At 71.4% G+C, this 23,536-nt stretch carries 19 protein-coding genes and 1 other RNA gene; 11 read left to right on the top strand and 9 right to left on the bottom strand.

The window, feature by feature from the left end; translation table 11 throughout:
• Nucleotides 1-15: 15 nt before the first annotated feature.
• The 3 genes from ACWD10_RS17455 to ACWD10_RS17445 all read right to left on the bottom strand — a co-directional run bounded on the left by ACWD10_RS17455 (nucleotide 16) and on the right by ACWD10_RS17445 (nucleotide 2,759).
• Nucleotides 16-480, bottom strand: a complete 465-nt coding sequence (locus tag ACWD10_RS17455; protein ID WP_451091729.1) for a GtrA family protein — start codon at nucleotides 478-480, stop codon at nucleotides 16-18.
• A complete protein-coding gene (locus ACWD10_RS17450) occupies nucleotides 477-1,232 on the bottom strand; it encodes a decaprenylphospho-beta-D-erythro-pentofuranosid-2-ulose 2-reductase (protein ID WP_451091727.1) in 756 nt (251 codons plus the stop codon). Before ACWD10_RS17450 ends, ACWD10_RS17455 begins: the two co-directional genes overlap by 4 nt.
• A gap of 165 nt (nucleotides 1,233-1,397) precedes the next feature.
• Nucleotides 1,398-2,759 carry an FAD-binding protein gene (locus ACWD10_RS17445; RefSeq protein ID WP_451091725.1) on the bottom strand — a complete coding sequence of 454 codons (1,362 nt, stop codon included), beginning with the start codon at nucleotides 2,757-2,759 and terminating at the stop codon, nucleotides 1,398-1,400.
• 94 nt (nucleotides 2,760-2,853) lie between these two features.
• On the opposite strand from ACWD10_RS17445, the gene ACWD10_RS17440 reads away from it, so the two are divergent.
• Nucleotides 2,854-3,405 (top strand): phosphatase PAP2 family protein, encoded by a 552-nt coding sequence (locus tag ACWD10_RS17440; protein WP_451091723.1) that lies wholly within the window; start codon nucleotides 2,854-2,856, stop codon nucleotides 3,403-3,405.
• Entirely contained in the window at nucleotides 3,398-4,393 is a 996-nt protein-coding gene (locus tag ACWD10_RS17435; protein WP_451091721.1) for a decaprenyl-phosphate phosphoribosyltransferase, read from the top strand. The genes ACWD10_RS17440 and ACWD10_RS17435 overlap by 8 nt, the downstream gene beginning before the upstream one ends.
• 75 nt (nucleotides 4,394-4,468) lie before the next feature.
• On the opposite strand, the gene ACWD10_RS17430 is transcribed toward ACWD10_RS17435, so the two are convergent.
• The 5 genes from ACWD10_RS17430 to ACWD10_RS17410 all read right to left on the bottom strand — a co-directional run bounded on the left by ACWD10_RS17430 (nucleotide 4,469) and on the right by ACWD10_RS17410 (nucleotide 13,081).
• Nucleotides 4,469-5,356, bottom strand: a complete 888-nt coding sequence (locus ACWD10_RS17430) for a class I SAM-dependent methyltransferase (protein ID WP_451091719.1) — start codon at nucleotides 5,354-5,356, stop codon at nucleotides 4,469-4,471.
• A gap of 185 nt (nucleotides 5,357-5,541) precedes the next feature.
• Nucleotides 5,542-6,459, bottom strand: a complete 918-nt coding sequence (locus tag ACWD10_RS17425) for a carbohydrate ABC transporter permease (RefSeq protein ID WP_451091717.1) — start codon at nucleotides 6,457-6,459, stop codon at nucleotides 5,542-5,544.
• Complete coding sequence (locus ACWD10_RS17420; protein WP_451091715.1) at nucleotides 6,456-7,826, bottom strand: carbohydrate ABC transporter permease; 1,371 nt, start codon at nucleotides 7,824-7,826, stop codon at nucleotides 6,456-6,458. Before ACWD10_RS17420 ends, ACWD10_RS17425 begins: the two co-directional genes overlap by 4 nt.
• A 4-nt stretch (nucleotides 7,827-7,830) precedes the next feature.
• Nucleotides 7,831-9,258 (bottom strand): ABC transporter substrate-binding protein, encoded by a 1,428-nt coding sequence (locus tag ACWD10_RS17415; protein WP_451091713.1) that lies wholly within the window; start codon nucleotides 9,256-9,258, stop codon nucleotides 7,831-7,833.
• Between the two features lie 310 nt (nucleotides 9,259-9,568).
• Nucleotides 9,569-13,081, bottom strand: coding sequence for an FtsK/SpoIIIE domain-containing protein (locus ACWD10_RS17410; protein ID WP_451091711.1), 3,513 nt, complete (start codon nucleotides 13,079-13,081; stop codon nucleotides 9,569-9,571).
• 518 nt (nucleotides 13,082-13,599) lie between these two features.
• Here ACWD10_RS17410 and ACWD10_RS17405 point away from each other — a divergent pair.
• The 4 genes from ACWD10_RS17405 (at nucleotide 13,600) to ACWD10_RS17390 (ending at nucleotide 19,059) form a co-directional block, all read left to right on the top strand.
• A complete protein-coding gene (locus ACWD10_RS17405) occupies nucleotides 13,600-15,246 on the top strand; it encodes a serine/threonine-protein kinase (protein ID WP_451091709.1) in 1,647 nt (548 codons plus the stop codon).
• Nucleotides 15,247-15,471: 225 nt separating this feature from the next.
• Complete coding sequence (locus ACWD10_RS17400) at nucleotides 15,472-16,731, top strand: serine/threonine-protein kinase (RefSeq protein WP_451091708.1); 1,260 nt, start codon at nucleotides 15,472-15,474, stop codon at nucleotides 16,729-16,731.
• Nucleotides 16,732-16,933: 202 nt separating this feature from the next.
• Complete coding sequence (gene prfB, locus ACWD10_RS17395; protein ID WP_451091706.1) at nucleotides 16,934-18,049, top strand: peptide chain release factor 2; 1,116 nt, start codon at nucleotides 16,934-16,936, stop codon at nucleotides 18,047-18,049.
• A 332-nt stretch (nucleotides 18,050-18,381) separates the two neighbouring features.
• A complete protein-coding gene (locus ACWD10_RS17390; RefSeq protein ID WP_451091704.1) occupies nucleotides 18,382-19,059 on the top strand; it encodes a hypothetical protein in 678 nt (225 codons plus the stop codon).
• A 63-nt stretch (nucleotides 19,060-19,122) separates the two neighbouring features.
• On the opposite strand, the gene ACWD10_RS17385 is transcribed toward ACWD10_RS17390, so the two are convergent.
• Complete coding sequence (locus tag ACWD10_RS17385; RefSeq protein WP_451091702.1) at nucleotides 19,123-19,314, bottom strand: hypothetical protein; 192 nt, start codon at nucleotides 19,312-19,314, stop codon at nucleotides 19,123-19,125.
• Nucleotides 19,315-19,579: 265 nt separating this feature from the next.
• Here ACWD10_RS17385 and ftsE point away from each other — a divergent pair, with 265 nt between their 5' ends.
• From ftsE to ssrA, 5 genes are all read left to right on the top strand, one after another.
• Complete coding sequence (ftsE, locus tag ACWD10_RS17380) at nucleotides 19,580-20,269, top strand: cell division ATP-binding protein FtsE (RefSeq protein ID WP_451091700.1); 690 nt, start codon at nucleotides 19,580-19,582, stop codon at nucleotides 20,267-20,269.
• Nucleotides 20,270-20,301: 32 nt separating this feature from the next.
• Nucleotides 20,302-21,219 (top strand): permease-like cell division protein FtsX, encoded by a 918-nt coding sequence (ftsX, locus tag ACWD10_RS17375; RefSeq protein ID WP_451091699.1) that lies wholly within the window; start codon nucleotides 20,302-20,304, stop codon nucleotides 21,217-21,219.
• Nucleotides 21,220-21,286: 67 nt separating this feature from the next.
• Nucleotides 21,287-22,447, top strand: a complete 1,161-nt coding sequence (locus ACWD10_RS17370; protein WP_451091698.1) for a S41 family peptidase — start codon at nucleotides 21,287-21,289, stop codon at nucleotides 22,445-22,447.
• 18 nt (nucleotides 22,448-22,465) lie between these two features.
• Nucleotides 22,466-22,972: an SsrA-binding protein SmpB gene (gene smpB / locus ACWD10_RS17365; RefSeq protein ID WP_451091696.1), complete on the top strand. Its 507-nt coding sequence runs from the start codon at nucleotides 22,466-22,468 to the stop codon at nucleotides 22,970-22,972.
• A 133-nt stretch (nucleotides 22,973-23,105) separates the two neighbouring features.
• Nucleotides 23,106-23,475: a transfer-messenger RNA gene (ssrA, locus tag ACWD10_RS17360) on the top strand.
• Nucleotides 23,476-23,536: the final 61 nt, after the last annotated feature.

The following is a 23,536-nucleotide window of genomic DNA, read 5'->3' as shown; positions in this document are numbered from 1 at the left end:
GAACAGTCGGTTTCGTCAGCCCTCGTTCCTGGACGGCGTTCCTGTCGTACGCGACGCGGGGCTGAACACCAGCGTTCGCGTACCCCAGAAACGCACCAGCGTCGCGAGGACCATGCCCACGCCCGCACCGGAGATCGTGTCGGCGCGCTGGGACGTGAGGCCCAGGACGTAGTGCGAGAGGGCCAGGCAGAGGAGCTGGACGAGGGCGCCCGCGATGTTGACCGTGAAGAAGACGGCGTACTGCCGCAGCCGGGACACACCCTCCGTGTCCCGGCCGCGGTACGTTCCGAGCGCGTTGCCGACGTACGCGACCGTGCAGCCCGCGACGAAACCGGCCGCCTTGGCGGAGAGCGGATCCCAGCCCGCCGGGCCGCGCAGCCACACGAACAACGCCAGGTCGGCGGCGTACGCGCACACGCCCGCGAGCGCGAAGCCGATGACCTCGGCGCGCGTGACGCTCATGCGGCCCGTACGGCTCATACGGGGAGCTTGCGGAAGACCGGGCGCGGCAGGTGGCGCAGCGCAGCCATCACGGGGCGGAGGGCGCCGGGGACCCAGATCGTTTCGGAGCGGCGGCGCAGGCCGGTCTCGATGGCGGCGGCTACCGCGTCGGGCGTGGTGGCGAGCGGGGCCTCCTTCAGGCCGGTGGTCATGCGGGTGCGGACGAAGCCGGGGCGTACGACCATCACGTGCACGCCGCTGCCGTGCAACGCGTCACCGAGGCCTTGAGTGAACGCGTCGAGCCCGGCCTTGCTCGAGCCGTAGATGAAGTTGGCGCGGCGGGCCCGCTCCCCGGCGACCGAGGAGAGCACGACGAGGGAGCCGTGGCCCTGCCGCTTCAGGGCGTTGGCGCAGATCAGGGCGGCGGAGACGGCGCCGGTGTAGTTGGTGCGGGCGACCCGGACGGCGGCGAGCGGGTCGGTCTCGTCGCGCTCCTGGTCGCCGAGGATGCCGAACGCCAGTAGCACCATGTCGATGTCGCCCTCCGCGAAGACCTTGCCGAGGGCGTCCTCGTGGGACTCGGGATCGAGGGCGTCGAAGGCGACGGTGCGGGCGTCGGCGCCCATGTCGCGGAGCTGCCGCGCGGCCGCTTCCAGGGCGGGCGAGGGGCGCCCGGCGAGCCAGACGGTGCGGGTGCGGCGGCCGACCAGGCGACGTGCGGTGGCGAGAGCGATCTCGGAGGAGCCACCGAGGACGAGCAGGGACTGGGGGGTGCCGAAGGCGTCTTTCATGACAGCAACTCCTGGGGTCTCGTATTCAGCCCGTCCGGCGTTTGCGGACGAGCGCGTTCAGCGCGATACGGGGTCTGGGGCGGAGCCCCCCACGCGGCGTCAGCCGCATATCGACACAGCCGGGAAGGGGCGGGGCTGGGGAAGAAAGCCCGCCGCAGGCACGCCCTACAGGCCAAGCCGCCGAGCCAGGTCCGACGTAAACACCCTGGCGGGGTCGAGGTCGGCGCGGAGCGCGCGGAAGTCCGCGAGCCGCGGATACATCCGCTCCAATTGCTCCGGCCGCACCCGCGAGTCCTTCGCGAGGTAGACACGGCCCCCGGCCTCGGCCACGTCGTCGTCGAGCCGGTCGAGCAGCGGGCCGAGTCCGGGCAGGTCGGCGGGGATGTCGAGGGCGAGGGTCCAGCCGGGGACCGGGAAGGAGAGCCAGCCGGGGTCGGCGAGGCCGAACCGCTTGAGCACGGCGAGGAACGAGGGGCAGCGGTGCGCGGAGAGGCGCTGCACGATGCGGCGCAGGGTGTCTTCGTGGCCGTATCCGACGACGCATTGGTACTGCACGAAACCGGACGGTCCGTAGATCCGGTTCCAGTGCGGGACGCCGTCCAGGGGGTGGAAGAAGGTGGAGATCTTTTGGAGTTCGCCGGTGCGCGGGGTGCGGGGCGCCTTGCGGTACCAGAGCTCGTTGAAGAGGCCGACCGAGCGGCGGCCGAGCAGGCCGGAGGGCAGGAACGACGGGGCGGCCGGGAGGCTTCCGGGGCGGAAGGCGAGCGGGGCGCGGCGGGCCTTGGCGGGCAGCCGGTCGAGCGGGGCGTGGTCGCCGCGGGTGAGCACCGAGCGGCCGAGCGCGGAGCCGCGGGCGAGCAGGTCGATCCAGGCGACCGAGTAGCGGTACTTGTGGTCGGTGGTGGTCAGACGGTCCATCAGGGCGTCGAGGTCGGCGGCGCGTTCGGTGTCGACGGACATCAGGGACGTCTCGACCGGAAGCAGTTCGACGGTGGCCGCGAGGATGACCCCGGTCAGGCCCATCCCTCCGGCCGTCGCGTCGAACAGCGGCTCGCCGCGCCGTACGGTGCGCACCATGCCGTCGGCCGTGAGCAGCTCGAACGACGCCACGTGGCGCGAGAACGCGCCCGAGACGTGGTGGTTCTTGCCGTGGATGTCGGCGCCGATCGCGCCGCCGACCGTGACATAGCGGGTGCCGGGGGTCACGGGCACGAACCAGCCGAGCGGAAGCAGGACTTCGATCAGGCGGTGCAGGCTCACGCCCGCGTCGCAGACGACCGTGCCCACGTCGGCGTCGATGGCGTGCACCCGGTCGAGGCCGGTCATGTCGAGGACGGCGCCGCCCGCGTTCTGCGCCGCGTCCCCGTACGCCCGGCCCAGGCCACGTGCGATGCCGCCCCTGCGCCCTGCGGCGGCACATTCGCGGACGGCGGTGACCGCCTCCTCGTACGAACACGGGCGCACCACACGGGCGGTGGTGGGGGCGGTGCGGCCCCAACCGGTGACGGAAACCGTTTGAGCAGACATGGCATGACGATATCGGCTCAACTATGTGTAAATCACCCATCTGCGAACCAGTCAGTCCTAAAAGGTGATTCTCGGGGCAAATACGGTGCCGAGCATGGATCAGAAGCCGAACGTGGACCGCAGACTCCTCACGGCGCTGCGCCGCCTGGGCGCAGAGCCGGGCGTGGCCGCCACCGCCCGCGCCCTGTCCTTCGCGGGCGAGCACGGCGCGCTCTGGCTCGCCGCCGGGCTCACCGGCGCGGCCGTGGACCGGGAGCGGCGCGGCGCCTGGCTGCGCGGCACGGCCCTGACCGCGGCGGCCCATCTGACCAGCATGGGCGTCAAGCGCGTGGTGCGCCGCCCGCGCCCGGACGCCGAACCGCTGGTACGCACCGCGGGGCGGCACTCCTTCCCCAGCTCGCACGCCAGCTCGGCGGCCGCCGCCGCCGTCGCCTACGGCGCGCTGCGGCCCGCGCCGGGCGCCCGCCTCGTACCGCCGCTCGCCGCCGCGATGTGCCTGTCCCGGCTCGTGGTCGGCGTGCACTACCCGACGGATGTCGCGGCGGGCGCGGCCCTCGGGGCGCTTACGGCGCGGGCGGGGGCGCGCTGGATGGCGGCGGCGGCACGGCCCGTGCGGGGGCCGGGGCGGGGTGGTCGGGATGGCTGAGCGATTCACCACGTCGGTACCGGTACTCGATCAGGAGGGCCAGGGCGGGGGCGGGTCCGGGGCGGCTGCCGAGGCTGCCCGCCGCCCCGGAGCGGTGAGCCTGCCGCTCGGGCTCCTGAAGACCGCCCGGCCCCGCCAGTGGATCAAGAACGTGCTCGTGGTCGCCGCGCCCGCGGCCGCCGGGGAACTCTTCACGCGGCACGCCGTGGTCCAACTCGCCCTGGTCTTCGCCCTGTTCACGGCCGCCGCGGCGGCCGTCTACCTGATCAACGACGCCCGGGACGTGGCGGCCGACCGCGCCCACCCGCAGAAGCGGAACCGGCCGATCGCCGCGGGCCAGGTGCCGGTGCCGCTCGCGTACGCGGTCGGCGGGCTGCTCGCCGTGGCCGCCCCGACGGCCGCCGCGTTCCTCTGCAACCCGATGACCTCGGCGCTGCTCGCGCTCTACGTCGGCATGCAACTGGCGTACTGCGTCAGCCTCAAGCACGTCCTCGTGGTCGACCTGACCGTGGTGACCACGGGCTTCCTGATGCGCGCGATGATCGGCGGCGTCGCCCTCGATATCCCGCTGTCCCGCTGGTTCCTGATCACCACGGGCTTCGGCGCCCTGTTCATGGTCGCCGCCAAGCGGTACTCCGAGGCCGTCCAGATGGCGGGCACGGCGGGCGCGGCGCGGGGCGCGACGCGGGCGCTGCTCACCGAGTACACCACCGGCTATCTGCGGTTCGTCTGGCAGCTCGCGGCGGGCGTCGCGGTGCTCGCGTACTGCCTGTGGGCGATGGAGTCCGGCGGCGTTACCGGGACGGGTCTGCTGCCGTGGCGGCAGCTGTCGATGGTGGCCTTCATCCTGACGATCCTGCGGTACGCGGTCTTCGCCGACCGTGGGGCCGCGGGCGCCCCCGAGGACGTCGTACTCAAGGACCGGCCGCTCGCCGTGATCGGGCTCGCTTGGGTGGCGATGTACGGGCTCGCGGTCGCGGATCTGTAAGCCGGGCCGGAAGGCCGAGGGCGCCCGTCCCCGCTCGCTGGGGGGAGGGCGCCCTCTGCGCGCGCTGGGTGGGCGTCAGCGGCGGCCCTTAAGGGTGCGGGTCAGGCGGGCCAGTCCGCGGGCCGCCTGGCCGGGGCGGGTCGGCTGATTCGGTACCGCGGAGGCCGGTTCGCCGGTGGCTTCCTCGGTGGGCTCCCCGGCGTGGCGGGAGCGGGGCTGGGCCGGGGCCTTCGCCTTCTTGCCGTCGATGCGGATCAGCGGGTGGCCCGCGACCTCCTCGACGCCGTGCCACAGGTCGCGGCGGGTCCGGAGCATCGTGCGCAGCTCCGCGTGCAGTTCGTCGTACGCGCCCCACGTCCCGTAGAACTTCGTGGCCGTGATGCACAGCGGCTTCAGGCCGGTGGTGGCGACCGCGCCCCAGGTGGCGGCGGCGACGCCGGGGCAGTGCTCGGCGCGGAAGTCGTCGAGGACGACGATGCCGTCCGGGCCGAGGATGTCCCGTACCGCCAGGATGTCGCCGTGCACGTGCTCGTACAGGTGCGAGGCGTCGATGTGCGCGAAACGGCAGCTGCCGGCCTTGACCTCGTCGGCCACCACCGAGGACGGGGCCTGCAGGATGACCGGCAACTCGTCGTGGAACGCACGGTAGTTGGCCTCGAAGGCGCGGCGGGTCAGGGTCGAGTAGGAGCGGTTCATCTCCTTCGAGTTGGGGTCGTCGGGGGCCGGGGAGTCGAAGAGGTCGCAGACCGTGAAGGTCTCGCCGTCGCGCAGATAGGAGCCCATGAAGATGGCGCTCTTGCCGAGGTAAGCGCCCAGTTCGAGCAGGTCGCCGTGGTCGTCCCGGTCCAGCTGTCTGGCCAGGAACCAGTCGAAGAGCAGCTGGTCGGCGGGGAAGAACCAGCCCTTCACATCGGAGAGCCGCGTGGGGCGCGGCAGTGCCTGCGTGCCTGATGTGGTGCTCATGGTGCTCCTGTTGTCAGGTGCGTACGTCTGGGCAGTCAGGTGCGTCGTAGGCCCGAGGCCATCAGGCCTGACTAGGGGCGCCAGGTGTCTTCACGGTGACCGGGAGGGAACGAGAACCCCTCCCGGACCGTGAATTCGGGGGTGTGTCCTAGATCACGTTGCCTGTTCGTTGCCTCTTCGGTGGCCTATTTGACGGCGCCCGCCATGACCCCGGACACGAACTGACGCTGGAACGCGAAGAACACCGCGAGCGGAATCACCATCGAGATGAACGCCCCGGGCGCGAGAATCGCCACGTTGTCGCCGAAGTGCCTGACCTGCTGCTGGAGCGCGACCGTGATCGGCGGATTCTTGGAGTCCGCGAAGATCAACGCCACCAGCATGTCGTTCCACACCCACAGGAACTGGAAGATCCCGAGCGAGGCGATCGCGGGCCCGCCGAGCGGCATCACCACCCGGAAGAACAGCCGGAGTTCACCCGCCCCGTCGAGCCGGGCCGCCTCCAGGAGTTCCCGCGGGATCTCCGCGAAGAAATTGCGCAGGAGAAAGATCGCGAACGGCAGGCCGAAGGCGACATGGAAGAGGACCACGCCGAGCGTCGTCTCGAAGATCCCGAGCGTGCCGAACAGCTTGGACACGGGAAGCAGCGCCACCTGCACCGGCACCACGAGCAGCCCCACGACCGCCAGGAACCACCAGTCCCGCCCCGGGAACTCCATCCACGCGAAGGCGTACCCCGCGAGCGAGCCGATCACCACGACCAGGACCGTCGCCGGGACGGTGATCGTCACGGTGGAGAGCAGCGAGTTGGTGATCGTCTCGTCCTGGAGCAGGCTGCTGTAGTTCTCGAAGGTGAGCTGGGACGGGACGGTGAAGATCTGCCACCAGCCGCTCGCGCTGATGTCCGCGGGCGCGCGCAGCGAGGAGAGCGCGAGACCGATCGTCGGCACCAGCCAGACCAGGCCGACGACCAGCAGGAACACCCGCAGCGCACCGCCGCTGACCGCCCCCGCGATCCGGGAGCCGAGGGACTGCTTGGCCACGTTTTCCCTCGTGGCCACGGATTCGTTCTTGGCCACGGATTTGTTCGACGCTGTGGTCATCGGCGTACCTCCCTGCGCAGGCGGCGCACGTTGAACAGCATCACCGGGATGACGAGCAGGAAGAGCAGTACGGCGATGGCGCTGGCCACGCCCGAGTCGCGGTCCACGAATGAGTTGTAGAGCTGGAGCGCGAGCACATTGGCGTCGTCGCGGACGTCACCCGGCGCGATGATGAAGACCAGATCGAAGATCTTCAGGACATTGATCATCAGGGTGACCATGACGACCGCGAGCACGGGCGCGAGCAGCGGCACCGTCACCCGCCGGAACACCTGCCACTCATTGGCCCCGTCGACCCGCGCCGCCTCCAGGAGTTCGCGCGGGATGCTCGCGAGCCCGGCCGCGATCAGGACCATGGCGAAGCCCGCCCACATCCAGACGTAGCTCAGGATCACCGACAGGGTGACGAAGTTGAGGCCGATGAACGGGATCGCCTTGTCCGGGCCGAGCCAGTCGACCCCGTTGTACGGCTCTCTGAAGTTGTCGGCGGGCAGCCGGAGTTGGGCCCCGTCGGCCTTCGCGGAGAGGCTGAAGGTGCCGTCGGCGGCGGCCTTCGTGGACTCGACGACCTTGCCGTTCTTGACGGCCTCGATGGTGAGGCCCGGGTAGCCGAGCTCGGTCCCGTCGGGCGCGTTGCGCTTGCCGACGCCCTTGCCGAGCGTGAAGTCCTGCCAGGTCGTGCCGGTGACCTTGCCGGGCTCGGGCCGCGCGGGGGCGGCGGGCGCGGCGTCGTCCGGCATCTTCTCCTTGGCGACGCCGAGCAGCGGCAGCGCTACGGGTTCGCCCGCGGACACCGGGGTCTTGGTGATGAAGCTGCCGCCACCACCGGGTTTCAGGGGCGACTCCATGCCCGGATGCGCCTTCGGGAAGGCGGACGACTCGGCGAACGTGTCGTGCACCCCGACCCAGACAGCGTTGAGTGCGCCCCGGTCCGGGTCCTGCTCGTACACGAGCCGGAAGATGATGCCCGCGGCCAGCATGGAGATCGCCATCGGCATGAAGACGAGCAGCTTGAACGCCGTGCCCCAGCGCACCCGTTCGGTGAGCACCGCGAAGATCAGACCGAGGGCGGTGGCGATGGTGGGTGCGATGACCACCCAGAGCGCGTTGTTCTTGATCGCGGTCAGGATGGTGCGGTCGGTGAACAGCTCGACGTAATTGCCGAGCCCAGCGAAGTCCCCGGACTTGTCGAAGAACGACCGCTGGATCGAGTACCCGATCGGGTAGACCACGAGCGCCCCGAGCAGCACGAGCGCGGGCAGCAGAAAGGCCACTGCCATGCGCTTGCGGGTGCCGGTGACGCTCTTGCGCGTGCGCGGGGCCGGGGACGGGGACGGGACCCCGTCCCCGGCCGTGGCCGACGTCACCGCGTCAGCCCTTCTCGTACGCCTTGGCCGCGGCCGCCTCCAGCGTCCGCTGCGTACCCGCCACGTCCTTGGGGTTCTTCAGGAAGTCCTGAAGCGCCTTCCACAGGCCCTTGCCGGGGGTGCCGCCGAACGCCTGCGGGGTCTGGTCGGACATGTCGTAGCGGATGTCGTCGCCCGCGGCGATCAGGGCCTTGGCGATATCGCGCTGTACGTCATTCGGGTAGGCCGCCAGATCCAGGTTCTTGTTGGGCGAGACGAAGCCACCGGCCCCGGCCCAGATCGCGGCCGCGTCCGGGGACGCGAGGAAGGTGAGCAGGGCTTGGGCGCCCTTGCTGTCCTTCAGGGCGACGGCGGCGTCACCGCCGACCACGGCGGGCGGCTCGGCGCCGTCGCCGACCGCCGGGAACGGGAACACCTTGGCGTCCTTGCCGATCTCGGCCTCGGTCTCCGAGATGGCGAGCGAGACCATGTCGCCCTCGAACACCATCCCGGCCTTCGGCTGGTCACCGCCGACGAAGGTCTGCTTCACGGACTCGGGGAACTCGGTACCGAGCGCACCCTCCGCGCCACCGGCGACAAAGCCCTTCTTGCCGAAGAGCTCACCAAGGGTGGTGAGGGCCTGCTTCACGGACGGATCGGTCCACTTGATTTTGTGCTGCGCGAGTTGGTCGTACTTCTCCGGCCCGGCCTGCGAGAGATAGACGTTCTCGAACCAGTCGGTGAGGGTCCACCCTTCGGCGCCCGCGACGGAGACCGGCGGGATACCGGAGTCGTAGATCGCCTGGCCGGTCCGGAGGAACTCCTCCCACGTCTTGGGTTCCTGGCCACCGGCGTTCTTCATGACCGCGGTGTTGTACCAGACGAGCGACTTGTTGGCGGCCTTGAAGTAGACCCCGTACTGCTTGCCGTCGACCGCCCCGAGCTCCCGCCACCCCTCGCCGTAGTTCTTCTCGAGCTGCTTCTGGGCCTCGGGTCCGACCGGCTTGGCCCACTTATTGGTCACGGCCTGCTCGATGGCGGCGATCTGCGGGAGCATCGCGACGTCCGGGGGCTCGTTTCCGGCCACCTTGGACTCCAGGAAGCCGATGATCGGGTCCTGGGCCGGTACGAAGGCGACCTCGGCGCCGGTGCGCTTCTCGAACTCGTCGAGCACCTGAAGGAAGACCTTGCGCTCCGCGCCGCCCCAGACGGCGGCCACGGAGATCTTCTGGCCGTCCAGCTTGGGGAGTTGAACGGTGGGCTTGCTCGGCTTGTCGGCCGTGCCCTTTCCTTCGCCGTCACCCTTGTCGCCGTCGCTGCCGCCGCCGCAGCCGGTGAGGGCCAAGGCAGTGGCGGCCAGGAGGGCCAGTGCGGTGCGGGTGGTGCGGGTGGCTCCTGCGGTGCGTGTAAGAAGAGTGCTGCGAGTGCTGCGAGTTCTGCGAATTCTGCGCATCTCTGCCCCGTCTCTCACGTGCGCGCTTGTGCGGTGCGCTGTCGGTGCGGACAGGTCTACGCCTGGTGGGTTGAGGGCGGCAAGGGCGAGTTGGAAGTCAAGTGCGCGATCGTGACCGCGTCGTGACGTGGAGTCAGGGGGCGGCTTGCTTGCTTATCAGCCCGTCCGGCGTTTGAGGACGAGCGCGTTCAGCGCGATACGGGGGTGCAGGGGGGGCAGAGCCCCCCCACGCGGCGTTAGCCGCATATCGATACAGCCGGGAAGGGGCGGGGCTGGGGAAAAACACCGCCCCACCCGCGCACCCCGCACCTCAGGACGACGAAGCCCCCACCGACCGCGCCGCCCGCTCCAGGGCACTCGCCAGCAGGGCAAGGTCCGTCGGACCGTTCCCCAACTCCCTTACGGGACGGCGGGCGGGCGGGTCCCCCATCCGCTCCCACTCCAACGGCACCGCGGTCGGCCGCAACGTCGACGTCCGCGGAATACGTCCCGTCACCCGCCCCGCCTGGAACGGCGTCGACGCCCCGCCATCCGCGGAGTCGGAGTGCAGCCACCCCCGCCCCGGCGCGGGATCCTCCGGCGCCGCAGAGGGCGCGTCCAGCGTCACCCGCAGCGTGGCCCGCCGGGCCAGCTCCGTCTCCGCCGTACGCTCCGGCCGCCCCGTCGCCGCCACCAGGTGCACCCCGAGCCGCTCCCCGTCCCGTGCCACGGCCTCCAACGCCCGTACGACCGAACCGGCCGAAGGCCGCCCGGGCGCCCCGAGCGCGGGCGCCACCAGCGCGTCCACGTCGTCCACGACCACCACGAGCCGCGGCAGCGGCGCCCCCGGCTCCGGCCGCCGCGCGTCTCCGCCCGCGCCTGCGCCCGCGCCTCCGGGGCGGAGCTTGAGTGTCGAGCTGGACGGGGAGTCCAGGTCCCCGGACGACGGTTCTCCGGCTTGGCCGGGCACGGGCAACTGCCCTGAGGCGGACGGACGTTGCCCGGCCCCCGCCCCGGACCCGGACCGTGTCCGCTGCGTCACCATCCGCCCGGACACCTCCCGCTGGGTGTGCCACTCCGCGAACCCGAGCCGCCCGAGCAGCTCGGCCCGCCGCTTCAGCTCGGCCGCGAGCGCCTGCGCGAACTCCCGCATGCGTACGGGGTCGTTGGCGGCCAGATGCTCGGTGACGTGCGGCAGGTCCGTACAGACCCGCAGCCCCTCGCCGCGCTCCGGCCCCGCCCCGTCGACCAGGATGAAGGCGAGCCGGTCCGGCCGCTCGGCCGCCGCGAGCCCAGCGGCTAGCGACCGCAGCAGCTCCGTCTTGCCGCTCCCCGCCGGACCCTCGGCGAGCAGATGCGGGCCCGCCGCCACGAGGTCCGCGCACACCGGGCCGCGTGGCCCGGCGCCGAGCACCGCGTGCGCGCGTCCGCCCACCGCGTCCTTGTCGTCCGCGGCCGCCGCCCAGCGCGCCATCAGCGACGCCGGGGTGGCCCGCGCGAGCCCCAACTCGTCGAGGAGCCGCGCCGCTTGCGGCAACGGCACCGCCACGCGCGCGGTCCGGCCGCCCGTCCCCACGGGCTCGTCCGGGCGCAGCGGGGCGAGGGCCCGGGCGAACCGGGTGGCCCAGGCCGCGGACACCGCGTCCACCGCGGCGACCGTGCCGTGCCCGACGGGCTGCCCCTGGGAGGTACGGAGCAGCCGAAGCGCCGTCGCCACGTCCCCGCTCAGCAGCGCGACGGCGCCGCACGCGCGGAAGGCCGGGGAGGCGACGCAGGCCGCCTCGTAGGTGGCCGCCACGGGGGAGGCCGGTGACGCGGGCGGCGTCTCGGCCAGGCACACGAGATGGATCCCGGCGCCCGGTCCCTGGGCGACAAGCCGCACGGTCGCCTCGCGCAGCCCGGCCGACCCGGGGTCACCGTCGACGACGACCACGGTGCGCGGCCCGGCGTACCCGCCCCGGAGGTTCGTCGTGTGGTCGTCGTAGCTGCCGTGGCTGTCGTAGCCGTCAAGTCGGCGCAGCAGCTCGCCGGTTCGGGCCGCGGCCTGCTCCCGGTCGTACGCGAGCAGGAGTCGGCAGTCCTGACCGTGGCCCGGCCGCAGGTGCGGCAGCCAGCCGAGCCAGGACCACTCGGCGGTGCGCTCCTGGACCGGGCGGCCCCGGTCGAGGCTGAGCAGGACGATCTCCAGGTCCGTGGGCGAGTGCAACGCGGCGAGCTGCGCGAGCACCGCGCGCGCCAGGCCGAGCAGCCGCTCACGGGGCCCGGCGAGCCCGAGCGCACCCGCCTCCCGCAGCCCCACGGTCACGGGCACGGAGGGCAGCAGTCCGGCCCCGTCGGGCCTGCTCCGGTCGGCCGTCCCGAGCCGCACCGCGAGCGCCTCGGGATGCTCGGGACCGCGCTCCCAGAGCCGCGGCCCGGGCCCGAGCGCGGTGAGCAGCAACGCGGCCGGATCCGGCCACACCTCCGGCACGGGCGGCTCAGCAGCCGCCACCCGCGGCACCGGAGCGTCGCCGTCCGCCGCCTGCCCCTCTCCGCCCCGGCCACCGGTCAGCCGCCGAGCCCATGCTCCGATGCCACCGCGCCTCCGTACCTGCCGCGGGACGGTGGTCCCGCGCGCGGGGGTCCAGGCCAGGGCTCGGTCGGGGGCGTCGGGAACGTCGGGGTCGGAGAGGGGCGGTGGTTCCGCTGCCCGGCCCGGCCCGGCCGGGGCTTCGTGGGGTGCGGCGTCCCCGTCGTCGTACGGGGTGGCCGTCGGGCCGTACGGAGAGTCGTACGGAGAAGCTGCGGAGTTGTCGTACGAGGCCGCGGAACCGTCGTACGGAGCGTGCCCGAAGCCGTCCGGGGCGGCGGGCGTGGAGCCGTAGGGCGCGCTCGACGCATCCGTGACGCCGTACGCCGCTGAACCGGAAGCGGACGGTGCCGGGCCAGAGGGTCCTGCGGGTCCCGCCGCTCCCATAGGTCCGGTCGACGGCCCGCCGTCGGGCGCAAAGGCCCCTCCGGCCATCCCGGACGACCCGCCACGCCTCGCGGGAGGCACCCTGCCCTCGGCGGACGGCACCCCACCCGGCGCGGGCCCACCCGACTCAGGCCCGCCAGGCCCGCCAGGCCCGTCAGGCCCACTAAGGAACCCCCCGGCCGACCCCGCCCCACGAACCGTCCCGCCCACAGGCCCAGGGATCCCGGCACCGGCCCCCGCCCCCGCCCCCGTGGGGACAACGCGGAGTTGCCCCTCGCCGTCGGCCACCGTCGGCAGCGGCGGCTCGTCCGAAGGGAGTGCGAGCCGGAGTGCGGACTCGCCGATGCGGAGCAGGGCGCCAGGGGAGAAGCGGAGGGACTGGTCGGTGACGGGGGAACCGTCGAGCGTCGTGCCGTTCGTGGAGTTCAGGTCCGCGACCGTGACCCGGCCGTCCGGGCCGACCGTGATCGCGCAGTGCACCCGGGAGACGTCCGGGTCGTCGAGCGGAACGTCGGCCTCGGCGGAGCGGCCGATGCTGATCCGGCCGCCGTGCAGCAGATGCACACCGCCCGCGTCCGGGCCCGCCACGACGTGCAGCCGGGCCGCGTCCCCCGCCGCGGACGGCTCCGGCTCGGCGGGCGACTGGAGCGTGAGCACGGCGCCGTCGACCAGGGGCGGCTCGCCGAGCAGCCCCGGGGCGGCGCCCTTGCCGTCGACGCGCTCCCGGCCCGCGTACACCACGACCGGGCCTTCCGGTCCGCCGACGGCCGCGGCCAGGCCGGAGGTCACCGCGGCGAGTGGCGTGCCGGCGGGCGCGGTCACCAGCACATCGCACTGCGGTGCCCGGCCGCCGTTGGGCGGCCCGAGGACGGTCAGCCGGATCTGCATCGCCGTCAGCGGTCCCTTCTGCGCGGGTGCCCGGCAGGGGGACGGCCCATGTGAATCCCCCCACCGCACACGGCATGGCTCCGTGCTGCTGAGCATCCTCGCACCTGCCACTGACAACACGCCCGGGACCCACCTCGAAGTGATCTTGATTGGTCGGCTCTGCGCCCGAAAATGCCTGTCCGGGGCCTGTACGCGGCCGCTTGGGACGGGTTTTGCAGACGTCCGGCAGGCGTCCGGGGCCTGGTCCGCCGAGTGGCTCGTTCGAGGGTCTTGTTCCCCGACCCGTTCTGTGATCTCGTGCCGTGATCTCGTCGCGCCCGGCAACCAACGGTCCTCGCCACACGTCTTCCCAGCGGACATCGGTGCGGTCCGCCTACAGTGGTTCGGAAGACCTGCTTCCGTACTGGTTCTCCGTACGGTCGAGAACGGGCCCGCACGCAGCGGCGGGCCCGCAGCGGGTCCGTAGGCAGTGACTTCGCAAACACACAGCATCAGCAGATCGACAGGGAGCGCATGACGTGCGGCCGGTAGGCAGCAAGTATCTGCTCGAGGAGCCGCTGGGACGCGGCGCCACGGGCACCGTCTGGCGAGCCCGCCAGCGCGAGACCGCGGGCGCCGAGGCCGCGGTGGCCGGGCAGCCCGGCGAGACCGTCGCGATCAAGGTCCTCAAGGAGGAGCTCGCGAGCGACGCGGACGTCGTGATGCGGTTCCTGCGGGAGCGCTCCGTCCTGCTGCGGCTGACGCACGAGAACATCGTGCGCACCCGTGACCTGGTGGTCGAGGGCGATCTGCTCGCCCTGGTGATGGACCTGGTCGAGGGCCCCGACCTGCACCGGTACATCCGCGAGAACGGCCCGCTGACCCCGGTCGCGGCCGCCCTCGTGACCGCCCAGATCGCCGACGCGCTCGCCTCCAGCCACGCCGACGGCGTCGTGCACCGCGACCTCAAGCCCGCCAACGTCCTCCTGAAGGAGGACGAGGGCGGCATGCGCCCGATGCTCACGGACTTCGGCATCGCGCGCCTCGCGGACTCCCCGGGCCTGACCCGTACCCAGGAGTTCGTGGGCACGCCCGCCTATGTGGCGCCCGAATCCGCCGAGGGCCGCCCGCAGACCTCCGCGGTCGACATCTACGGCGCCGGGATCCTGCTGTACGAGCTGATCACCGGCCAGCCGCCGTTCGCGGGCGGCACCACCCTGGAGGTCCTGCACCGCCACCTCAGCGATGAGCCGCGCCGCCCGAGCACGGTTCCCGACCCGCTGTGGACGGTCATCGAGCGCTGCCTGCGTAAGAACCCCGACGACCGACCCAGCGCCGAGAACCTCGCCCGCGGCCTGCGTACGGTCGCCGAGGGCATCGGCGTGCACGCGTCCTCGGCACAGATCGCGGCCGCCGAGGGCGTCGGCGCGCTGCTCGTCCCCGACCCGGCACCCGCCCCGGTCCCCGAGACCCCGGGCGCGGCCGACCCGACGCAGGCGCTGCCGAACACCGCGGGCGCGTACGGCCAGGGCGGCGCGTACGGCCAGCACGACCCAAATGCCGCCACCAATGTGATGCCGCACACGGGCGCGGGCGCAGGTGCCGGTGCGGCCGGTGTCGCCGACCCCACCGCCGTCATGCCGCCCGTCCCGCCCCGGCCCGACACCCCGCCCGAGCCGGAGGGCCCGCACCCCTGGGAGAACCAGCTGCGCGCGGCCCGGGACCGCAATGAGCAGACGCAGATCCAGCACCTCCACCCCGACCAGGACCCGCTGCGCCGCCGCCCGCAGCGCCGGGCCCCGGCACCCGGGCCCGCCCCGCAGCAGGCCCACGGCTACCCGCCGCAGCACCAGCAGCCGCAGCGGTACGCCCCCGCCCCGCAGCAGCCGCAGCCCCAGCGCTACGCGCCGCCGCAGCAGCCGCCGCGCCGGGAGCCCCGGCCGCCGCGCGAGCCGCGGCGCAGCGCCAACCCGATGCGCATCCCGGGCCTCGGCTGCCTCAAGGGGTGCCTGTTCACCGTCGTCATCCTCTTTGTAGCGGGGTGGCTGATCTGGGAGCTGAGCCCGCTCCAGGACTGGATCGGCACCACCAAGGGCTACTGGGAGCAGCTCACCGACTGGTTCTCGACGGTCTCCGACTGGTTCGGCGACTCGGGCAGCGGCGGAACGAGCGGTGGAACGCAGTAGCGCGGTAGTTACGGCAGTAGTTACGGCCGAGGGCCCCGGGCGCGACGGAGAGCGGCGTCGCCCGGGGCTTTCGCATGCGTACGCCCAGAACCCCGTCGCGTACGCCCGAACTCCCGGCGATGTTGGGGATTTGTCGACATCCACCGGGTGATTTCCCCCGCAGAAGTGAAGGTTGCCTTCCGGGCCGCGTAGCTTTGGCTCCAACAGGAGCCCGTAGGAGCAGTCTTGGCACGGAAAATCGGCAGCCGGTACACCGCCCACCAGATCCTGGGCCGGGGGTCCGTCGGCACGGTGTGGCTCGGCGAGGGACCCGAGGGGCCCGTCGCCATCAAGCTGCTGCGCGAGGACCTGGCGTCCGACCAGGAGCTCGTCGGCCGCTTCGTGCAGGAGCGCACGGCGCTGCTCAGCCTCGACCACGCGCGCGTGGTGGGCGTCCGCGACCTGGTCGTGGACGGCAACGACCTCGCCCTGGTGATGGACCTGGTACGCGGCACGGACCTGCGCACCCGCCTGGAGCGCGAGCGGCGCCTGGCCCCCGAGGCCGCGGTCGCGATCGTCGCGGACGTCGCGGACGGGCTCGCCGCCGCGCACGGCGCCGGGATCGTGCACCGCGACGTCAAGCCCGAGAACGTACTTCTGGACATGCAGGGCCCGCTCGGCCCCGGCGGCGCACACCCCGCCCTGCTCACCGACTTCGGGGTCGCGAAGCTGGTGGACTCCCCGCGCCGCACGCGCGCGACGAAGGTGATCGGCACCCCGGACTACCTCGCTCCGGAGATCGTCGAGGGCCTGCCGCCCCGGGCCGCCGTCGACATCTACGCCCTGGCGACCGTCCTGTACGAACTGCTCGCCGGATTCACGCCGTTCGGCGGCGGCCACCCCGGCGCGGTGCTCCGCCGCCACGTCACGGAGACCGTGGTGCCGCTGCCCGGCATCCCGGACGAACTGTGGCAGCTGCTCGTGCAGTGCCTCGCCAAGGCCCCGGCCTCCCGCCTCCGCGCCTCGGAGCTGGCCGCCCGCCTGCGCGAGCTGCTCCCGCTGCTCGCCGGGATGGCACCCCTCGACGTCGACGAGCCGGACTCCGACGACCCGGCACAGCCGGACCAGGCGGACGGTGAGGCGTCCGGAGCGCGGGACGAGGCGCCCGAGCCGGGCCCGCCCGCCCCCCGCCGCGGCGCCGTCCCGCTCGTCCCCGGCGCCGCCCCGGACTCCAACCGCGACACCCATACGTCGATGCGCGTCCCGGCCCCGGACGAACTGGCGGGCGGCGCCCGCGGCACCGCCCGCGCCCCCCGCGCCCACGGTGCCCCCCGCCCCGGCTCGGCCCGCCACCGCGCGGAGGCCCGCCGCCGCAGAATCGTCCTGGGAACGGCGGCAGCCGCCCTGGCGGCCGCGATCGGCGTAGGCAGCTGGCTGGCCACCTCGGGCGACGACGCGGACGCGACGACTCCGCAGGACAACCCAACGGCTCCGATCACTCCCTGAAGCCGGTCACGCCCGCAAGGACCGGCCCGCCCGCAAGTCCGTCCGGCGGTTCTTTGAAGCCCGTCCGGCGTTTGAGGACGAGCGCGTTCAGCGCGACAGGGGGTCTGGGGGCGCAGCCCCCAGAAGCGGCCACCCCGTACGACGGTGCGAGGTTATCCACAGGCAAGACAGGGCGGGTGCGGCAAGCCGTTACGCTGGTGTCGTGGCAGTCGTCGATGTTTCCGAAGAGCTCAAGTCCCTCAGCGCCACCATGGCGTCGATCGAGGCGGTCCTCGACCTCGACAAGTTGAGGGCCGAAATCGCCGTGCTCGAGGAGCAGGCAGCGGCACCGTCCCTGTGGGACGACCCCGACGCGGCGCAGAAGATCACCAGCCGGCTCTCGCACCTTCAGGCCGACGTCCGCAAGGCCGAGGGCCTGCGCGGGCGCATCGACGACCTGGGTGTGCTCTTCGAGATGGCCGAGGAGGAGGACGACCCGGACACCCGCGCCGAGGCCGAGGCCGAGCTCACCGAGGTGAAGAAGGCGCTGGACGAGATGGAGGTCCGCACCCTCCTGTCCGGCGAGTACGACGAGCGTGAGGCGCTCGTCACGGTGCGCGCCGAGGCGGGCGGCGTGGACGCCGCGGACTTCGCCGAGCAGCTTCAGCGCATGTACCTGCGCTGGGCCGAGCGGCACGACTACAAGACGGAGATCTACGAGACGTCGTACGCGGAAGAGGCCGGCATCAAGTCGACCACCTTCGTGGTTCACGCCCCGTACGCATACGGCACGCTCTCCGTCGAGCAGGGCACCCACCGCATGGTGCGCATCTCGCCGTTCGACAACCAGGGCCGCCGCCAGACCTCCTTCGCGGGCGTCGAGGTGCTCCCGGTCGTCGAGCAGAAGGACGTCGTGGAGATCCCGGAGAACGACATCCGGGTGGACGTCTACCGTTCGTCGGGCCCCGGCGGCCAGTCGGTCAACACCACGGACTCCGCGGTGCGCATCACGCACATTCCGACCGGCATCGTGGTCTCGTGTCAGAACGAGAAGTCGCAGATCCAGAACAAGGCATCCGCGATGCGCGTCCTGCAGGCCCGCCTCCTCGAGCGTCAACGCCAGGAGGAGCAGGCCAAGATGGACGCCCTCAAGGGCGACGGCGGCAGCTCGTGGGGCAACCAGATGCGTTCGTACGTCCTGCACCCGTACCAGATGGTCAAGGACCTGCGCACCGACTGCGAGGTCGGCAACCCGCAGGCCGTGCTCGACGGTGAGATCGACAACTTCCTTGAGGCGGGCATCCGCTGGCGCAAGCAGCAGGAGCAGCAGGCCGCCTGAGCCGCCCCGGCTCAGCCGTCACCACTCACGCCGCTGCCGATAACACCCGTGAAACGGGGCTCTTTGTCGACAAGGTAACTGCCGCTCAGGAGGGCTTTCTTGAGCGGCAGTTGCCTATTGCGTCACAGTCAGATCTCCGTACGACGGTCAACTCCGTTGATATCGGGCATCCCAGACTGATTGGCCTTGACGCTGTCTTTAAATCTGGGAAAGCTGGCGCGCGGCAAGCGTAGAACTGGGGCACGTGTGACGGGGGCGGATGGCACGCCCTACCAGACTTTCGCCTCAGGCGCTGCTCCACTGACGAGAACAGCTACTGGGGGTAGCAGCAGATGACGAAGAAGACGCGGATCCGCGTTGCGCGCATAGCGGCCGGCGCGGTGATCGCCGCCGGCGCTTCGCTCGCGGGTGCGGGCGCGGCCTCGGCCATCGGGATCGACCTCGACCTCCCGGGCGGCGGCGGCGTCAACGTGGGCGTCGACGGTGACGGCGCCGATGTCGGCGTCGACCTGCCGGGTGGCGGCGACGAGGACCCGACGGACATTCCCACGGACATCCCGACGGACCCGACCGACGACCCGACGGATGACCCGACGGACATCCCGACGGACCCGACGGACGACCCGACGGATGACCCGACGGACGTTCCCACGGACCCGACGGACGACCCGTCCGAGCCCACCGACGAGCCGAGCGAGCCGGGCAACGGCAATGGCGGCGGCAATGGCAACGGCGGTGGCAACGGCAACGGCGGCAACAACGGCGGTGGCAACGACAACACCAACCCCGACGGCGGCAACCAGCCCGTCGAGCAGGGTCAGGGCAAGGAGGGCCTGACGGACACCGCTCCGCAGGCTCCCGCCGACACCGGCAAGGACAAGGGCGAGCTCGCCGAGACCGGCGCGGCCGAGACCACGTACCTGCTGATCGGCGCCGCCACGATGATCGCCGGTGGCATCGGCTTCCGTATGCTGCCGCGTCTGGTGAGCGGCCGTAACGCCGCCGCCTGATAACAGGCAGTAGCACAAAGGGCCCGGAGCGTCATGCTCCGGGCCCTTTGTGTGTGCGACCTGTCAGGCCGCCTGATAAGCAACCAGTGCCGCCGCCGCGATCAGCATCACGACCAGCGCTATGAGGGTCGCCGGGCTGAGGCCGGCGAACGGGCTCTCCTGCTGCATGCGCTCGCGGTTGGCCCGGCACACGGGGCAGCGCCCTTCGCTCACCGGTGCCGCGCAGTTTGCGCACACCAACCTGTCAAAGGTCATGCCGCCCGCCCTTCCTCCAGAGTCATCCCCTTACCACTGTGCCAGGTCGCGCAAAATTTGGCCGCTCCGTGCCCGAAGGCAGCCCTGGCCTCGGCCGTCGAAGCCGGCTAAGTTCGCCAATTTTTGCCGGTTTCTCACCACTGTGTCCCGATCGGAACCGTTGTGCCGCCGTGAGAAAACGCGCAACCCAGGACGCTGACTGCGCGCCGCGCACCGGTTCGCGTAATGTCGCGCTCACCTACCCCCGGCGACCCGTGGTGCATCCGTGATCCGATTCGACAACGTCTCCAAGAACTACCCGAAGCAGGCCCGCCCTGCGCTGAGGGATGTCTCCCTTGAGATCGAGCGGGGCGAGTTCGTCTTCCTGGTGGGATCCTCCGGCTCCGGCAAGTCCACCTTCCTGCGGCTCGTGCTGCGCGAGGAGCGCGCCAGCCACGGCCAGGTACACGTCCTGGGCAAGGACCTGTCGCGCCTGTCCAACTGGAAGGTGCCGCAGATGCGGCGCCAATTGGGCACCGTCTTCCAGGACTTCCGGCTCCTTCCGAACAAGACCGTCGGAGAGAACGTCGCGTTCGCGCTCGAAGTGATCGGCAAGCCGCGCGGCACCATCCGCAAGACGGTCCCGGAGGTGCTCGACCTGGTCGGGCTCGGCGGCAAGGAAGACCGGATGCCCGGCGAGCTCTCCGGCGGTGAGCAGCAGCGCGTGGCCATCGCCCGCGCGTTCGTGAACCGTCCGCTGCTGCTCATCGCGGATGAGCCGACCGGCAACCTGGACCCGCAGACCTCCGTCGGCATCATGAAGCTGCTCGACCGCATCAACCGGACCGGCACGACCGTCGTGATGGCCACACACGACCAGCAGATCGTGGACCAGATGCGCAAGCGCGTCATCGAGCTGGAGAAGGGCCGCCTCGTCCGCGACCAGTCGCGCGGCGTCTACGGCTACCAGCACTGAGCATCGAGCAACGAGAGTATTGAGAGGACGCCATGCGCGCCCAGTTCGTCCTGTCGGAGATCGGCGTCGGTCTCCGTCGCAATCTCACGATGACCTTCGCGGTGATCGTCTCCGTCGCCCTCTCGCTCGCGCTGTTCGGCGGCTCGCTGCTCATGCGCGACCAGGTCTCCACGATGAAGGGCTACTGGTACGACAAGGTCAACGTCGCCATCTTCTTCTGCAACAAGGGCGACGCCGAGACCGACCCCAAGTGCGCCAAGGGCGCCGTCACCGCGGACCAGAAGGAGACGATCGAGGCCGACCTGGACAAGATGCCGGTCGTCGACAACGTCATCTACGAGTCCAGCGACCAAGCGTACAAGCACTACAAGGAGCAGTTCGGCGACTCCCCGCTGGTCAACTCGCTTACCCCGGACCAGATGCAGGAGTCGTTCCGGATCAAGCTGAAGGACCCCGAGAAGTACCAGCTGATCAAGTCGGCCTTCGACGGGCGCGACGGTGTGCAGTCCGTGGAGGACCAGCGCAAGACCGTCGACAACCTCTTCGAGCTGCTCAACGGCATGAATTACGCCGCGCTTGCGGTGATGGGCCTGATGCTGCTCGTCGCCCTGATGCTGATCGTCAACACGGTGCGGGTCTCGGCGTTCAGCCGCCGCCGCGAGACCGGCATCATGCGGCTGGTCGGCGCCTCCAGCTTCTACATCCAGATGCCGTTCATCCTGGAGGCCGCCTTCGCGGGCCTCCTTGGCGCCGGTGTCGCCTGCGTGATGCTGGTCGTGGGCCGCTACTTCCTCATCGACCACGGTCTGGCACTCGCCGACAAGCTCCAGTTGATCCAGTTCATCGGCTGGGACCAGCTCTTCGCCAAGCTCCCGTTCGTCCTCGGGATCGGCCTCCTGATGCCGGCCCTGGCAGCCTTCTTCGCGCTGCGCAAGTACCTCAAGGTGTGACGAAAGTCCAGGGCGTCGTGCGGTCAACAGCCCGTACGGCGCCCTGTGTTGTCCTAGACTCACCGGCATGTCGGGCCTCGACCGGTACACCCGGCCCCGCAGCATTCGCCGCGGGGCAGCCCTGACTTTGCTCTTCACCGTCCTCGCCACCGCGGCTACCGCGGAGACGTGGGGCGAGTCCGGCCCCGGCCGGAACGCCCCTGCCGCATCGTCCCGTTCGGCCGCCTCGGAGCGCGGTGAGGCGGTCGCCGATGCCGCCGCCGAGGCGATGGCCGACGGTAAGTCCCCTGCTCAGGCCGCCGAAGAGGTGGTCAGCCGGAGTGGTGACCGGTGGGGCGCCGTTTACGACGCGTCCGAGTATCAGAAGTTCGCGCAGGAGCTCGACGGTGAGTACACCGGCGTCGGCCTGTGGACGCGGCAGCGCGCCGACGGCACCTTCGAGGTCGCCCGGGTGCAGCGCGGCGGCCCCGCCGACCGGGCCGGAATCGCCGCCGGGGACCGGCTCACCGCGGTGGATGGCCGGCCCGTCGCGGGCCGCTCCGTCTCCGAGGTCACCGACCGGCTGCGCGGCGACGGCGCCGCGGGCAGCGAGGTCCTGCTCGCCCTGAAGCGCGGCACGCGCGCGTGGACCGAGCCGCTGCGCCGGGCCACGCTCGCCAAGCAGTCCGTCGAGACCCGCATGCTCCCCGGCAACACCCTGCTGCTCAAGGTCACCGGCTTCACCAAGGGCACCGGCGAGCAGGTGCGCGCCGCGGTCCGCTCCGCTCCGAAGGACGCCGGGACCCTGCTCGACCTGCGCGGTAACTCCGGCGGCCTGGTCTCCGAGGCCGTCACCGCCGCCTCCGCGTTCCTCGACGGCGGTCTGGTGGCCACGTACGACGTACGAGGGGAGCAGCGGGCGTTGCACGCCGAGCGCGGCGGCGACACGGACAGACCCCTGGTCGCGCTCGTCGACGGCTCCACGATGAGCGCGGCCGAACTGCTCGCCGGTGCGCTGCAGGACCGCGGCCGTGCGGTGATCGTGGGCTCCCGCACCTTCGGCAAGGGCTCCGTCCAGATGCCGAGCCGACTCCCCGACGGCTCGGTCGCCGAGCTGACCGTCGGGCACTACCGCACCCCGACGGGCCGTACCGTCGACGGCCGTGGGATCGCGCCCGACCTCGAGGCCGACGAAGGCGTCCAGAAGCGGGCCCGCACAGTATTGGGTGGCCTCGGTACCCCCTCGTAGTGCGAAAATGGCCGCACTATGGCTGCGAAGAAAAAAGACAAGGACAAGGGCGACGGGCGCAAGATCATCGCCCAGAACAAGAAGGCGCGGCACGACTACCTCGTCATCGACACCTACGAGTGCGGTCTCGTCCTGACCGGCACCGAGGTCAAGTCGCTGCGCCAGGGGCGGGCCTCGCTCGTGGACGGCTTCGTGCAGATCGACGGCCACGAGGCGTGGCTGCACAACGTGCACGTGCCCGAGTACGCCCAGGGCACGTGGACCAACCACGCGGCCCGGCGGAAGCGGAAGCTGCTGCTTCACCGCGCCGAGATCGACAAGCTCGAGTCCAAGTCACAGGAGACCGGGCACACGATCGTGCCGCTCGCCCTGTACTTCAAGAGCGGCCGGGCCAAGGTCGAGATCGCTCTCGCCAAGGGCAAGAAGGAGTACGACAAGCGGCAGACGCTGCGCGAGCAGCAGGACCGGCGCGAGGCGGACCGCGCCATCGCGGCGGCGCGGCGGCGGCAGCGGGCGCGGGTCTGAGACCCGGCCCGTGCTGGGGTCTGGCCTACGGAAACAAGGTGGCTTCGTCGTGCGTTGTTCACGTACGATGGGGCTTGCTCCGCAGGTGACGGGGCAGTCGGACCCCTCGGGGTCCACGTTGAAAAATCAACATGGGGATGATCGGTTTCGACAGCGGATGTCGAAGCAGGGGAAGCGTGTCGAGGAAGCGGCAATGATCTCGTTAACCATATGTCGCAACCAATAATCGCCAACACCAAGCGCGATTCCTTCGCCCTCGCTGCCTAAGTAGCGACTTGCGAAGTGTCAGCCCGGGGATGTTCCCGACCCGGATCCTGGCATCAGCTAGGGAACTAAACCTCTAGACCCGGTCACGGGGTGTGGAGGGAAATCAAACAGTGACTGGGCCCGTCGGAGACTTGTTCGCGTGATCTCCGGGGCCGAGAAAATCGCAGCGGACTGCACACGGAGAAGCCCTGATTCCGCACCGTTGGACGCGGGTTCGATTCCCGCCATCTCCACAATTCCCATGTGAGGCAAAGGCCCCGCTGCTCAGGCAGCGGGGCCTTTGCCGTGATGCTGGGC

The sequence above is a fragment of the Streptomyces sp. NPDC002851 genome, from assembly GCF_053591935.1.
Note: the sequence above shows the minus strand (reverse complement) of the source record. Positions and strands in the feature narration are given on the sequence as shown.

Excerpts from the sequence above, each read along its gene's own strand:
- ACWD10_RS17430 (WP_451091719.1), bottom strand. The coding sequence starts at position 5,356 with ATGAGCACCACATCAGGCACGCAGGCACTGCCGCGCCCCACGCGGCTC.
- ACWD10_RS17455 (WP_451091729.1), bottom strand. The coding sequence starts at position 480 with ATGAGCCGTACGGGCCGCATGAGCGTCACGCGCGCCGAGGTCATCGGC.
- ACWD10_RS17410 (WP_451091711.1), bottom strand. The coding sequence starts at position 13,081 with ATGCAGATCCGGCTGACCGTCCTCGGGCCGCCCAACGGCGGCCGGGCA.
- ACWD10_RS17415 (WP_451091713.1), bottom strand. The coding sequence starts at position 9,258 with ATGCGCAGAATTCGCAGAACTCGCAGCACTCGCAGCACTCTTCTTACA.
- ftsX (WP_451091699.1), top strand. The coding sequence starts at position 20,302 with ATGCGCGCCCAGTTCGTCCTGTCGGAGATCGGCGTCGGTCTCCGTCGC.
- ACWD10_RS17370 (WP_451091698.1), top strand. The coding sequence starts at position 21,287 with ATGTCGGGCCTCGACCGGTACACCCGGCCCCGCAGCATTCGCCGCGGG.
- ACWD10_RS17435 (WP_451091721.1), top strand. The coding sequence starts at position 3,398 with ATGGCTGAGCGATTCACCACGTCGGTACCGGTACTCGATCAGGAGGGC.
- ACWD10_RS17440 (WP_451091723.1), top strand. The coding sequence starts at position 2,854 with ATGGATCAGAAGCCGAACGTGGACCGCAGACTCCTCACGGCGCTGCGC.
- ACWD10_RS17385 (WP_451091702.1), bottom strand. The coding sequence starts at position 19,314 with ATGACCTTTGACAGGTTGGTGTGCGCAAACTGCGCGGCACCGGTGAGC.
- ACWD10_RS17390 (WP_451091704.1), top strand. The coding sequence starts at position 18,382 with ATGACGAAGAAGACGCGGATCCGCGTTGCGCGCATAGCGGCCGGCGCG.
- smpB (WP_451091696.1), top strand. The coding sequence starts at position 22,466 with ATGGCTGCGAAGAAAAAAGACAAGGACAAGGGCGACGGGCGCAAGATC.
- ACWD10_RS17445 (WP_451091725.1), bottom strand. The coding sequence starts at position 2,759 with ATGTCTGCTCAAACGGTTTCCGTCACCGGTTGGGGCCGCACCGCCCCC.
- ACWD10_RS17450 (WP_451091727.1), bottom strand. The coding sequence starts at position 1,232 with ATGAAAGACGCCTTCGGCACCCCCCAGTCCCTGCTCGTCCTCGGTGGC.
- ACWD10_RS17425 (WP_451091717.1), bottom strand. The coding sequence starts at position 6,459 with ATGACCACAGCGTCGAACAAATCCGTGGCCAAGAACGAATCCGTGGCC.